The organism is Pragia fontium (genome assembly GCF_900638655.1).
Taxonomy (GTDB): domain Bacteria; phylum Pseudomonadota; class Gammaproteobacteria; order Enterobacterales; family Enterobacteriaceae; genus Pragia; species Pragia fontium.
In genome coordinates this window covers 2,029,792-2,043,522 of sequence record NZ_LR134531.1, presented here as the reverse complement: position 1 = coordinate 2,043,522, position 13,731 = coordinate 2,029,792, and the positions used below count along the sequence as shown (strand labels likewise).

Below are 13,731 nucleotides of genomic sequence, written 5' to 3'. Positions count from 1 at the left end.
GGTTAACGGCAAGTATTGTTTTAGTTTCTAATTCCAGATTAATGATTAATAGGTAGCTTTGATGAAATGCCAGGTTAGTGTTCTTTGACTCACTTTTTATAATGCGATCCTCCTAATTGATTATATAAAAATCACCAAAATATATGTACTTTATCAAATCATATCTGATAACTTTTTCTTTGGAATAAAAGAAAGGAATATTTAGGACAACAAAAGATAAGGACATGACCATGCGTAAATTAAACATAATCGTACCAATCATTACCATTCCCTTTGCTTTTTCAGCGTTGGCTAATAGCGTTTATTTTACCCCTGAGAAAATATCTATCGGACTTTCTATGGGGTCTCTGAGCGGGGAGGCTAAAGAACGAGTTTATGACCCGGATGACGGTGGTCGTAAAATAAGCCAGCTCAACTGGAAGTATAAAAATGCGGCAATCATAAAAGGTAATTTAGAGTGGGATGTTATGCCGTGGGTATCGATGGGGGCTGGGGGCTGGACAACGCTGGGAAGCAGAAGTGGACACATGGATGACTACGACTGGGAGAGTCCGGAACAAGAACGCTGGACAGATCACAGCAGCCATCCGAATACGAAACTGAATTATGCCAATCAATTTGACGTGAATTTAGCGGGCTGGATATTAAATGAACCCAATTATCGTTTAGGTTTAATCGCGGGTTATCAGCAAAGTAAGTTTAGCTGGACGGCGAAAGGCGGCAGCTTTAATTATGAAAATGGGACGGATATTGGTGAGTTTGAGCCAGGTGTCAGTGTTATTGGCTATAGTCAGAAATTTAAATTGCCTTATGTCGGTCTCACAAGCCGTTATCGCTATGAAAAATATGAAGTGAATGGGGTATTTAAATTTAGTAACTGGGGTAAAGCTACAGATAACGACGAGCATTATTTAAGGACGACAACATTTAAAGAGAAGGTAAAAAATCAAAAGTTCTATTCTTTCTCTGCTGATGCCGGTTATTACGTTACCAATAACGTCAAAGTATTAGTCGAAGGTTCATGGAGCCGGATGCTTAATGCTAAAGGGGATACATCAATGAATGATTACGGAGAAGGTGAGCAGGGTAGCGAGAAAGACTCAGCCGGTATTGAACACAGTAACTACATGGTAACCGCTGGGTTTAAGTATATGTTTTAATCATCTCGGATTTTATCAATAAAAAGCAGAAGGGGCGGACAAGCAGTAAGCCCGGCCGACCTTCTGTTTCATCGTTTTTACCACTTTTAAATTTAGAATGAAAAGCCCATGCTTAATTGGCTGTCAAAGCCATTTGAGCCATACGATTGTTTTTCCCAAGACGTAGTGATCCGTACCTTCATATTGGTGGTGGCTTGATAGCTTAATCCAACCCCAGCATAAGGTCGCGTCCGGCTCTTGTTACCCTTACCATAATCGTAAACCCCTAAATACTCCATGCGGGCGACATATCCGTCACGTTGGTTATTTAAGTCATGACGCAAGCCAACATCACCTTCAAAATTCAATGAAGAAGATAATGGTTGAGTCAGGCGACTCCCCATACCCAAGCTGGTTCGAGTTTCACCCATCCGGTCATATTGTGCAGCAAAGACAGCTCCCTGAGTTTCACGATAGGCACTACGTTCAATTTTGTGGTATTCCAAGCTACCGTAAGGCGTCACTAAAGTGTTATCTAATGCGAGTGTGTAACCGAGTTCTGCACCTACTTTATATCCTTTCAATTCAGAACGTCCCTTGCCGGCTTCGGTATGGCTGAGTATTTCTCGGCGGATATCGATTTTGTCGCGGAGATAGGCGGCACTTAAACGACCATTCCAGCCCGATTCATCAATATTTTCACGGTAACCGACAAAGATACCCATCCCCGGGCGAGAATTACCGGATACCTGATAGTTTGAACCCAAATCACTATGATAGTTGTGATCTAATGTGGCGCCGATCCGCAGCTGTTGATTGAGTTTAAGGCCAAACGTCACCCCGACATTAGCCTGATCGAGTTTCTTGGCTCGACGATAGCCAGTATAGGCACCAACACAGGCATTACCTTGGGTATAAAGACATTCTTGTGCCGCTAATTTATCCAGACGAAGGGACTGGATATCCAATATTTTTTGAGCGCGACTAGCACTTTGATTCATCGCCGTGCGGGTATTATCAACATCAATAGCAATCACTTCTTCACCACCAGAATTGCCATTTCCGTTACCATTGCCATTGCCCGTACCACCACCTTGATTAGGGTCTTCAGCTTTAATGATTTTCCAAATAACCGCGTGTTGCTCTCCGGTTGAGGTATCAGACTGACCGGCAATCACACTGCCATCGGCAGATATAGCGAGGGCACTTGAGTTGCTACCGCCTAGCGTCCCTAAATCAATCATGCCCAAGGTATCGGTATGTTTAAAGGCATGTTCTTCACCGGTAGCAATATTGGCCTGACCAACAATCACACTACCATCGGCAGACATCGCGTTGACAGTAGAGGCCATTCCACCTAAAGTCCCCAGATCAACCATACCGGTGGCATCAGTGTGTTTATAACCGCGCTCGTCATCGGTTGAAAGATATGACTGGCCAGCAATTACACGGCCGTCGGCAGACATGAGGGAAACGGAAGAGTTCCCGCCACCTAAGTTCCCCAGATCAACCATACCGCTAGCATCAGTATGCTTAAAGGCATTGAAATCTCCGCTGGCAGTTTCTGATTGACCAGCAATCACGGAACCATCAGCAGACATCAAGTCAGCATAAGAGTCTGAACCACCTAAGGTACCCAAATCAACCATACCGGAAGCGTCAGTATGTTTAAAAGCATGACGCTCACCAGATACGGTATCCGAGTAACCCGCAGTGACACTACCATTGGCAGAGGTTAAAGAAGCATGAGAGTAGTCTCCACCTAAACTGCCTAAATCCAGCATACCGGTAGCATCGGTATGCTTAAAGGCCAGATAACCACCACCTGCGATATCTGCCTGACCGACAATAACACGACCATCTGCCGATACGGCGATAGCACTTGAGTTAGTTCCACCTAACGTGCCCAGATCGACCATACCCGTCGCATCGGTATGCTTAAAAGCGCGGTTTTCACCGGTTGCGATATCGGCAGAACCGGTGATGACGCCACCATCGGCAGACATCGCGTTAACGTTAGAATACCTACCGCCTAAGGTACCCAGATCAACCATACCGGAAGCATCAGTATGCTTGAAAACATGGTTATCTCCGATGAGAGTATCTGATTGACCAACAATGACCTGACCATCAGTGGATATTAAGGAGACATTAGCACTGCCACCTAAGGTACCGAGATCAACCATCCCCGTAGCCGCTGTATATTTAAAAGCATGGTTTGCACCGGTTGAGGTTTCAGAATCTCCGATAATGACCGTGCCGTCGGCAGACATTAATGAAGCGGAAGAGTAACTGCCACCTAGCGTTGCTGAATCAGTCATTTCGATAGTGTCTGAAGTGGTAGCCAGAGTGGGTAGGGTAAAGCAGGCTAAAATGCTAACAGCGAGTAGTGATTTATTTAAAGAGCAGTATGGATATATATTCATTTTTCTATTTTAATTCCCTTAAAATTTATTAGAATATCTCTATAATTATTTGCCGCCATCATGTCTTATATGTCACCAACAAATTTACACTTTAGATTCTGGTATTAATCTAGCTCTGGCCCGTGTTTAGTGGTTTCTAAGGCGAGATAGGGCTTATTTGATGGAAAGCAACGCATTTAATACAGGCGAGCGACTATAATCCTTAAATATTATACATGGGGGTAAACCTTGGTGAAACATTAAGTTACCTGAAGCGATAAGATAAGCCATTATATTTTCCATTTAGAGAAACTCGTCACATTAAAATATAGGTTGCTGTATTGTTTCGACTGAAAAACGTTGTATTGAGTGATATCAAGTTGAGTTAATATATACTACCTATAAAAAACATGGCAAGTTAGGCAATTAATATATCATTATAAGTCTGGTGTAATTAGAAATTATATAAAACCATCTTTTAATATATATCGATAAAAGTGATGTTGATTAATAAAATTCATTCCTAAATAAATTGATTCACCAGATTATTAAAATATATTCCAGTCATATTAAAATGAATTTAATTTCATATTTTCTAAAAGCAAAGGAGTTATTAAATAAATTTATAAATGTTAATAATATGTGATTTAAAATTCATATTGAGTTTGATAAAAATAAGATATAGGATCGAAATGGGTGTTTTTCAATTGCTAATCCTTAGGGGTGAGTAAATATAATACCTATATTTGGTTGGTTTAAATATAATATGAATCAAGAACGTTCTTGGGGATTTCATCATATTTTATATAGTTATGATTGATTTTAAAGGATTTTAACCAATGAAAAAAATAGTGCCTTTTTTAGTTGTATCATTAGCTGGTTATGTTGGCAGCGTGACATCAGTATTTGCTACCGCCTCTGAATCAGCAGCATTAAAACCAGTTATTAGTTTATCGGAACTGTTCGCTGAAAAATCCAGCATATGGCAAACCTATCCAGATAATGATAATTACGTTTTTGACCGCTCACAAGAAAACTATGTTATCGCGGCTAAACGTGCGGATGGTGTTGTTGCTTTGGTTAATAAACAAGAAAGCTATATGACACCAGGGAAAATGGTATTAATGGGAACGTATTTCCAGTGCGGTAAAATGATAGATGCATCATTTAGCGTGGAAAACGCTGAAGAGCTTGCACAGGAATTTGCTGCTCCAGCTATTGATAATTCTGAGCGCCTTCGTGGTTTTGATGAAAGCATGCCTGTTCATGATTTGTATCTAGTTGCCTGTTCTAAAAATTAATTATCGTCTTAAGACTAGCTTATCTTATCGGAGTAAACGATAGGGTAGGCTTTTCAGATGATTGACCGTATTTAAACAATGCTGTTCGTTGGTCGTGAGTGATTAATCAACGAGTAAATCATTTTCACTTTTCCGTTTCTCTATCAAGTAACTGACGTTTTCGCTCAATGCCCCAACGATATCCTGAAAGGTTACCGTCCAGTTTCACAACGCGATGGCAAGGAATGGCGACGGCAATTGAGTTTTGACCGCAGGCATTTGCCACGGCACGAACAGAACGCGGACTGCCGATCATTTCAGCTAACTCAGTATAACTGACGGTTGTCCCAGCCGGTATGGTGAGCAGCATTTTCCAGACGCGTTGTTGAAAGGCGGTACCTTGAATATCTAACGGCAAATCGAGCGCAGTATTCGGATTTTCAACAAACTCAATTACTCTGGCAACAATATGTTCAAATTCAGTATCGCCACCGATTAAATCAGCGTTGGGAAATTTGTCTTGTAGGTTATTTAGCAGTTCCGTCGGATCATTACCAAATGAGATGGCGCAAATGCCTTTTGGTGATCGGGCGACTAAAATACTGCCTAATGAACATTCAGCGATAGCAAATTGAATTTTTGTATTTTTGCCACCTTCACGATATGCACCCGGCGTCATACCTAAAGAACGATCCGTTGCGGCATAGAACCGGCTGCCAGAGTTAAAGCCGGAGTTATATATCGCATCGGTTATGCTTTCATTCTGTTTAACCAGCTCATGTTGCATATTCTTAATTCGAATAGCGGTACTAAACTGCTTTGGTGTGACCCCGGTAATTTTTTTAAATTTCCGATGGAAAAATGAGGGGCTCATAGCTACCCGTTTCGAGAGCTCTTCTAAATTTATAGCCCCATCCATTTGTTCAATGATCCGGCATGCCTTGGTTATCAGGCGGGAGTCTCTTTCCTGATTAGATTCACCATTGGGCTTGCATCGTTTACATGCTCGGTAATGATGACGTTCAGCGAGCTCACAGCTATCGAAAAATTCAATATAATCAGGATCGGGTGTTCTGGCTGGGCAGGTTGGCCGACAGTATATTCCAGTCGTTTGAATGCCATAGACAAAATGGCCATCTGAATTTGGATTTTTGTTTTTTACGTCCAACCAACGAGGATCGTTTTCGAACGATGGAATATTATTTTTTCTTCTGACCATTAATCAGGTACCTCAATGACTAAACGAATTATTCAGAATCGGAACCGCTCATAGCGCTATCTTATCACGCGATTTATACCGCCTCATTTAAGTGATGAAGCCGTGGTACTTCCGATATAAGTAGAATAATAAGCTGTATGACGAAGCCAATAACGGCAACCCATAAACAGCTTTCCACGCCATAATTAACGGCGAGTAGCGCTGCAATGGCGGAACCGATCGGCCTGGCTCCAAACGTTGTGGTGAGAAAAAAGGCTGAAACTCTGCCCATCATATTTTCAGGCGTAACGGATTGTCTTAAAGATACGGTTATGATGGTCCAAATTGTTGGGCCGGCACCAAATAAGAAATAACTGAAACCAGCCAAATAAACATAAGGAAAACAAATTGTTAATAGCATCATGATGGCAGCGATTAATCCTCCCAGAGGGCCTAAAACAATCATCAGGCCATAAGGCATAATCGGTACCAAGTATTTTAAGCTAAATGCACCTGCGATCATTCCCATCCCATAAATACCAATGGTGAAACCTATTTGAGCTGCATTCAACTCAAGACGGGTTGCCGCATATGCCACGTAAATGCCTTGCACAATAAACCATGAAATATTGAAAAACACCGCAGTGAGCAAAATAGGGCGAAGATATCTGTGGTGAATGATAAAACCAGCACTTTCAGCAAGGTCTTGCAAGATATGTCGGTTTACTTTGGCTTGAGGTGCTTCTTTAGGTAAAGACATCAACAGCATAAATGCCAGAATCGACAACGTAGTCGCCACAATATAAGCGACGGGTGCTCCAATATAACCGACAATAGCTCCACCGAGTGCTGGGCCACCCGAATAAGCGATACTTCTGCTCAGTTCAAGCCAACGATTAGCTGAGATTAAACGACTCTTAGGAATAAGGGTAGGAACATAAGCTGGCGAGGCAACGTTATAACAAACGGTACCGATAGCCCCGATAAAACCGAGTAAAGATAAGAGTATCAGGGACATTGAGCTTGAGATTAAAAGTAAAAATAGAGTAATTAGAGATATTGCCCTCATTATTTCCGCGCCTATCATTAAATTCCGCTTTGAAATACGGTCGACAATGAGACCTGCAGGAATTGATAACAGTAGGAAAGGGAGTGTTTGACTGGTTTGTATCCAGGCTGTTTCACTGGCGGTTGCTGAAAGTAACAATACTGCGACAAGGGGGGCTGCGGACAGCGCGATTTGTTCAGCAAACTGAGCAAATAAATTAGACCAAGAAATTTTTTTAAAGTTATTATTTATTAGAAACATGTCACTTCCCTTCAATCAGGGTAAATAGTTTTTCATATTCTAAAAATAAAGCTTATTCGCTCACTATCTGTTTCTTGCTTTCTAGTTTTAAAAATTTCAGGTGATTAAAAGCAAAGAAGATAGAGACGTTGGGCGGTGGATCACCGATGGGAACCGGGGTCTTCGAGACCCCGGATGTTGAGATGTTGCCAGAAAATATTACTTATCTTTGGTGGCTTGATTAACCTCAGATAAAGTCACCAATGGCGCACTGTTTCCCCATGAGTTACGGATATAGTTCAAGACATCCGTCATTTCCTGATTGCTGATAACGCCTTTATATCCCGGCATTTTATAAGAGATATGCCCTTCAGTACGCGGTGTGTCAGCGCCTGAATAAACAACGTGAATCAAATTCAGCGCATTATCCCGTACAATGGCTGGATTATTAGCCAGCGATGGAATCACATTGGCAACCCCTTTACCATCCAGACCATGACAGGTTGAGCAGTAAGTCTGATATAAACCTTGAGCTTCATCATAATTCGCTAACGTTGCTGCTGGTTTGGCCTCAGGCGCTTTGTCACCGGGCAACGCGTTGAGATAGACGGCAATACTTTGTAAATCAGCATCCGAAAGGTATTGGGTACTGTAGGTGACGACTTCTGCCATTGGCCCTGCTAGCGATTGATGCTGACTACTGCCGGTTTTTAGCAGATCAACCAATTCCGATTGACTCAGTTTATTTCCGCGAATATCCGGGGCATACCAACCGTCAATTTCGGCGCCGGAAAGAAACTCGGGCGCTGTTTGAGTCATGGCTTTTTCTTGAAATGCCAGTCCCCTCGGCGTATGGCAGGCGCCGCAGTGACCAAGTCCCTGCACCAGATAAGCACCGCGATTCCAATCTGCATCACGCTGGCTGTCTGCGACAAAACGTTGGTTTTCGTGGAACATACCGTTCCAGAGACCTAATGGCCAACGCATACTGAGTGGCCAAGGAATATCACTTTCACGATTAGCTACTTTTTCTGGCGTGACACCCTGCATAAAATAGTCATACAGTGCCCGCATGTCTTCTTCGCTAAGCTTGGCGTAGGCGGTGTAGGGCATGGCGGGATAGAGATGACGACCATCTTTGGTTTTTCCCTCGCGCATTGCCAGATCAAAATCATCAAAGCTGTAATTGCCAATACCAAACTCTGGGTCTGGTGTGATATTGGTGGAGTAAATCATGCCAATAGGCGTCTCCATGGGTCTACCACCGGCAAAGTCTTTACCGCCAGCGGCGGTATGACACGCCACACAGTCTCCAGCACGAGCCAGATATTCGCCTTTGGTTACATCTTGTGCTTGAACCTGAAACTGTAATCCACCGCACAGCAGGATAGTTAAGAGAGTACGCTTCATGCGGCACCTCCAGCAGATTTGGTTGTGGTTATTGTGGCAACAATTTCTTCGACTGCTCGCCATCCCTGATCGATAGCGGAATGGGCATAAGGGCTCCAGTCGGCATCAGAGTTGGCTATGAAAATATTGCCAAACGGTTTCCGCGCGGTTTGAATGATTGTTTCGGCCTCATTCTCATCATCAAATAATGAATTCACCGTATAAGAGTAACCATGTGACCAGCGGTTGACGGTAATTGCCAAAATATCGCTTTCATGATTGAAACCAGCGTCACCTAACATTCCTTGCAACTGCTCGCGAATCATTTTTTCATGGGCAGAGAACGGCATCGCTAACAGCGTGGTTCGGCCCATTCTTGATTGCTCACGTGGCGATAATGCACTGCCCGGCATGGTCGGAACATAGACCATATGTAGGCACATTGGGGAATCGGGTGACTTGGCGTGTTCATATCCCCCCATACTTACCGGATAATCGAGTTTCACACGACTGTACGGTGCCGCAGGGGAGTAAACTTCATGAACCCCTAATTTCACAAACGGCTGCCAATTTTTAATCACCACTTTGGTATAAACCAGTGGTGCCTTCACATTTTGTCTTAACGCATTCTTCTGGACATCCGGCATGGATGGCACCAAATAAGGAATCATCATGTTATAACCGGCCATAATGACTTTATCGGCGCGAATTTTTCTGAGTTTGATATTTTCAAACAGGTAAGTTACGTCTACCTTATTATTGGCTACGTTTTCCGTATGTAATACTGCCGAATTCAGGCGTAATCGTACGGCTGAGTCTGGTTTATCAAGCTGTGAGTAATCAAATTTTGCCTGTACCACATCGTACATGTCATGGCCTGGCGCAACGGCAGGAATCAGACGGCGAACCAGCAATCGGGTCAGTCCGGCATTTCCATCAGGGAAGTGATAAATATAAGGATCGTCCAACTCCGATTGTTCTTCAGCATCGAGTGGCGGAAGATTCAGAGCACCAAAACCCGGTAAAGCACAGAGTCTGGCATCTTCACATGACGTTGAGTCAATGCCTACAGCCTGGAAATCATTGGTTTTTTGCTGGAAGAATTTGATGGCTTTTGGACTAAGTTTAACTTTATCGCGTAAGTAGTGGGTATAACTATGGCTGGCGATATATTCAACTTTCTCATCCTGAGACATACCACTCAGGTAATCGACGGTTTCTTCATGTAGGGTAATCAGTGCTTCTTTATCCGCCTCCGGTAATGGAAAGTCGGAGATAAACTCTCGATAGCTGCGGCCATTTAATCGATTGGGAGGAATATCATCAGCTACGTTACGCCCCGGATCGCCGGCAACCACTTTATTGATGCCAAAGTTTTCACGATCAAAATATACGCCGCGGCTTAATCCCAGATCGGGATAAAATGTTTGTTGAAAGCTGTTACCTAAACCATCGACATCAACACCAAGGGCTTCGATAAGTCCCATAGCGACTTTACTATAAATGGATTTTGGTGATTGCAGTGATTCACTGCCGCCGTATCCCAGAACGGTACCTTCAGGGGTGGTAAATTCATTACGTTTGGCGTGTCCGCCAAAATCATCATGGTTATCAAGTAATAATATTTTTTTATCTTTACCCATTTGTTGCTGGTAGAAGAAAGCGGCAGCTAAGCCACTAATACCAGCACCTACTACCACCAGATCGTACTCTTCTTCTACGGGGATATCGACATAATCATATTTTTTGCCGCTGCGGGCGATAGCGTGAGCGCTCTCAAAAGAACCGTTATGATTACCACGTAATCCTGTTAATTCAGGAGGATAGTAAAGAAGCGCCTTGTTTGCCAGATCGGGAGAGGCTTTTAGCATTTGTATGGGTGCCATTCCAGCCACTACGCTTAAAGCAACACCATTAAGAAAATCTCTGCGGGTTATGCCCATGATTATTTAATCCTAAAATAATAAACCTCTTGGCTCTGGCCGAGGTTATCAATGTCAAACTGTCATAGTTTGTCTGTGGCAACTAAATGTTTAGACGAGTATGAACATCAGTTATTTGTTGCGACCAAAGTATCTTTCGGGTCAACCGATGGTCTGTTTGTTATGAAATAAACAACATAATGATAAGCTAATTAGAAGTTTTTGTTAAACTTATTGATGTATTTGATGGGGTGCAGATGCTTTTCCATTTAAATAAAAGAACAATAGGGAAGATCGGACGTTCCCCTGCATAAGATATAAGTGACAGGGTAACTAAAAGTGGTGGGTTTTTGTATTGCCACATCTCGGTTAAACGGAATGCGTGTGGATATTCAGTTAACGACTCCATTTTAAATAATCGCGGCAGGTGAAATCATGGAACGAGATAGCACGAATGTGTAGCCTGTTGCCAGGCTACAATCAGGTCATTATTTATCTGTGATTGAATAACAAGTTAGGGTGAATTGACGCACGGATGAATACTGATTTTCAGGGATATTGGCAAAATCAAAATCAGCTACGCAGGATTGGTAAGCATCAGCTCCCCACGTTACATCAATTCGACCTGTTTCAGGCATACCACTAAAATAAGTTTGGCCATTTTCACCCACAATGCTGCTATTGATATCCTTCGGATTTTTAGGGTTTTTAATTGAAGCAATGGCCCCTAATGGTAATGGTCGATCGGTTTGTAAATTGATCAAGGCCTGATAGCCTTTACGAGTATCAAATTTTGCCTTAACCACAGCACCTTTTGTCGGATACAGATTGACCGAGGTTTTATCCGGCATGACATTTTCAGGCAACGTATTGAGATTCAAACTGACAGTATTCTTATTATAGTCAATCAAATAGGGGCTAACAGCATAGCCAAATTGGTTGATTGCGGCATTGCCATTACTTAAAGTGGTGCCATCCGCATCAGGAGCCTCAATCAGAGCAATGCTATTGCCTAAATAACGACTTAAGGTTAAACCGCCGGAATGGGCTACCATCCCGCCATTGGTATTCATATTAATGGATCGAGTATTGCGCCCATAGCTATAACCACCGCCAACATCGCCGTAGTCTCCCATATAGCCAATGTTAACCGTGCCATTATTGCCTTGATCCTGATTGTCATGACTTTGTGTCAGGCTATAGGTGAATTTGTTATCCATCGCATAACCATTAACGCCGAGCTGTTGACTATTTCCGCCCTGATTATCATGCGTGATTTGATAGTTGCTACTGATGTTTTGCCACGTTTTCGCCGGACTAAATACACTCAATGGCACGTTAACACTGAACATAATCTGGCGATTTTCTGGCCAGTCGCCATCTCCCTTTGTTCGGTTAATACCGTAGTTTAGGTTATAACTTATTTCCTTAAGGTTGCCGTTATACCCCAAAGAGAGGTTGGTAATCGTTTCGTTTTTCCCCCAATAATCATTGCGGGAACCCTGTATATAAATGGAACCCCAACTGCCTAAAGATTGGTTAATCGAGGTTTGAAAACTATTACGTTGACGTTCGTTTAACCAAGGAGAAACATCTTCTTTTAAGCTATAGCCACTATTATTAAACTCAGTAAAGTTGTAATAATTTTTTGTCGAGTAGCGTAGTGCCGTCAAGTCAACGGATGTGCCTGTGGTAAGTAAATTTTTTGAATAACGTACTCGGTAAGATTGACCGACTTGTTTTTCATCATTAATTGTTGCTGTTGCATGGGTCACGTCTGATGATAAAGCACCAAACGCGCCTAATGAAACGCCGGCGCCAGCCACCCCAGCCCAATAATCTTTTGCTGCAATGCCTCCGCCATATAAGGTAACAGAATGGGGAAGGCCATAAATTAGCGAGCCTTGTAAAAACTCCGACTGTTTAGAATCCGTCGTGATTCCACCATCATAGCGCCCGGCCGTTACTTCATACTTGACGCTCCCTGAACGTAACATCACGGGAAGGGTAGAAAATGATTGAGTAAAGGTGCGTACCGTACCATCTTCTTCAGTAATGGTGACCTCAAGATCGCCAGCTGTACCGGTAGGATAGAGATCTTTAATACTGAATGCGCCAGGAGCCACATAAGTTTGATAAACGATATTGCCATTTTGGCGAATGGTGATCCTGGCATTCGATTGAGCAATGCCGTTAATTTGCGGGGCAAATCCACGCAGGCTGGTAGGTAGCATCTGTTCATTCGATGCCAACCTAACGCCTTTGAAAGGAATACTGTCTAATACATCATTTTGAGTACTGTTTTCACCAACCAGAATTTCAGACTTCCAGGGTTGGATATCACGCATTAAATAAGTATTTGAGAAATTGGTTTTATCCGTTCTATAGGTATTCCCTTGATGTTGAGAAGATGAATAGTTGTAAGTCATATTGCTACGCAGGCGCCAGGCTGAAAGATTAGCGCCGCCCCGGACACTGGCAAAAAGATTATTGTTCTCAGTGTTAGGCGTCCCATTCTCGCTTTTCAGCCACTGCTTGCCGCCGCTTAATTGATAATTCAGTAGTAACGCGGGAATCCCCTGATCGAGTAAGCTGGGATCGACATATCCGAGGTGATCTGGCTTCATGGCAACCTGCGGAATGCTGAGATTTAAACGCAGTTTTGGCATATCAAAAGTGATTTTGGCATCAGTAATGTATGAGGCTAAATCCATAATATGTGCATCAGGCGGCAAGGCTTTTAACGCCGGGAATGCATCAATATTGACCCCTAAATCTGCCAATAATTTAGGGGTTATCTCTGGAACCACATTACCTTGCGGATCTGGCGTAAACTGAATCTCTCTGTTACCTGAATCTTGTTGATTGATAAGTAATGTCACCATGTAACGTCCAGCTGGCGTGTGCTCTCGTTTGGTAAAAGACGACAGATCGACCTGACTTGGATCGGTACCCTGCGGCAAATTAAGCAAACTCGGATCAAAATAATCTTCAGCATATGCTAATGAGACGGTACCCATCAATAAAGCAATCAGCGATATCCGATAGGGAAGCTTGGCATTGGGAAAGTCTCCCTGAGAAATATATAACGGTGCCGTTAACTTTTTCAT

The 13,731-nt window shown here is 42.9% G+C and carries 8 protein-coding genes; 2 read left to right on the top strand and 6 right to left on the bottom strand.

From position 1 onward, the window contains the following. Nucleotides 1-230 precede the first annotated feature (230 nt). Nucleotides 231-1,160: an omptin family outer membrane protease gene (locus tag EL341_RS08895; RefSeq protein WP_232036547.1), complete on the top strand. Its 930-nt coding sequence runs from the start codon at nucleotides 231-233 to the stop codon at nucleotides 1,158-1,160. A gap of 92 nt (nucleotides 1,161-1,252) precedes the next feature. Here the strand turns inward: EL341_RS08895 and EL341_RS08890 are convergent, their stop codons facing one another. Beyond that, the gene (locus EL341_RS08890; RefSeq protein WP_074824885.1) at nucleotides 1,253-3,565 is read right to left on the bottom strand and encodes an HAF repeat-containing protein; all 2,313 of its coding nucleotides are present in this window, start codon (nucleotides 3,563-3,565) and stop codon (nucleotides 1,253-1,255) included. An 818-nt stretch (nucleotides 3,566-4,383) separates the two neighbouring features. On the opposite strand from EL341_RS08890, the gene EL341_RS08885 reads away from it, so the two are divergent. Then, nucleotides 4,384-4,845, top strand: a complete 462-nt coding sequence (locus tag EL341_RS08885) for a hypothetical protein (RefSeq protein WP_074824881.1) — start codon at nucleotides 4,384-4,386, stop codon at nucleotides 4,843-4,845. A 124-nt stretch (nucleotides 4,846-4,969) separates the two neighbouring features. Here EL341_RS08885 and ada read toward each other — a convergent pair whose 3' ends face one another. The 5 genes from ada to EL341_RS08860 all read right to left on the bottom strand — a co-directional run bounded on the left by ada (nucleotide 4,970) and on the right by EL341_RS08860 (nucleotide 13,731). Further along, entirely contained in the window at nucleotides 4,970-6,043 is a 1,074-nt protein-coding gene (gene ada, locus EL341_RS08880) for a bifunctional DNA-binding transcriptional regulator/O6-methylguanine-DNA methyltransferase Ada (RefSeq protein WP_074824878.1), read from the bottom strand. Between the two features lie 73 nt (nucleotides 6,044-6,116). Then, entirely contained in the window at nucleotides 6,117-7,331 is a 1,215-nt protein-coding gene (locus EL341_RS08875; RefSeq protein ID WP_074824874.1) for an MFS transporter, read from the bottom strand. Between the two features lie 198 nt (nucleotides 7,332-7,529). Further along, complete coding sequence (locus tag EL341_RS08870) at nucleotides 7,530-8,720, bottom strand: cytochrome c (RefSeq protein WP_074824871.1); 1,191 nt, start codon at nucleotides 8,718-8,720, stop codon at nucleotides 7,530-7,532. Beyond that, nucleotides 8,717-10,642 carry an NAD(P)/FAD-dependent oxidoreductase gene (locus EL341_RS08865; RefSeq protein ID WP_074824868.1) on the bottom strand — a complete coding sequence of 642 codons (1,926 nt, stop codon included), beginning with the start codon at nucleotides 10,640-10,642 and terminating at the stop codon, nucleotides 8,717-8,719. The genes EL341_RS08870 and EL341_RS08865 overlap by 4 nt, the downstream gene beginning before the upstream one ends. Nucleotides 10,643-11,109: 467 nt before the next feature. Continuing rightward, the gene (locus EL341_RS08860; RefSeq protein WP_126467589.1) at nucleotides 11,110-13,731 is read right to left on the bottom strand and encodes a fimbria/pilus outer membrane usher protein; all 2,622 of its coding nucleotides are present in this window, start codon (nucleotides 13,729-13,731) and stop codon (nucleotides 11,110-11,112) included.

Bases quoted from the DNA above. Each gene is read 5' to 3' on its own strand.
- EL341_RS08870 (WP_074824871.1), bottom strand. From the start codon at position 8,720: ATGAAGCGTACTCTCTTAACTATCCTGCTGTGCGGTGGATTACAGTTT.
- EL341_RS08875 (WP_074824874.1), bottom strand. From the start codon at position 7,331: ATGTTTCTAATAAATAATAACTTTAAAAAAATTTCTTGGTCTAATTTA.
- EL341_RS08895 (WP_232036547.1), top strand. From the start codon at position 231: ATGCGTAAATTAAACATAATCGTACCAATCATTACCATTCCCTTTGCT.
- EL341_RS08885 (WP_074824881.1), top strand. From the start codon at position 4,384: ATGAAAAAAATAGTGCCTTTTTTAGTTGTATCATTAGCTGGTTATGTT.
- ada (WP_074824878.1), bottom strand. From the start codon at position 6,043: ATGGTCAGAAGAAAAAATAATATTCCATCGTTCGAAAACGATCCTCGT.
- EL341_RS08890 (WP_074824885.1), bottom strand. From the start codon at position 3,565: ATGAATATATATCCATACTGCTCTTTAAATAAATCACTACTCGCTGTT.
- EL341_RS08865 (WP_074824868.1), bottom strand. From the start codon at position 10,642: ATGGGCATAACCCGCAGAGATTTTCTTAATGGTGTTGCTTTAAGCGTA.
- EL341_RS08860 (WP_126467589.1), bottom strand. From the start codon at position 13,731: ATGAAAAAGTTAACGGCACCGTTATATATTTCTCAGGGAGACTTTCCC.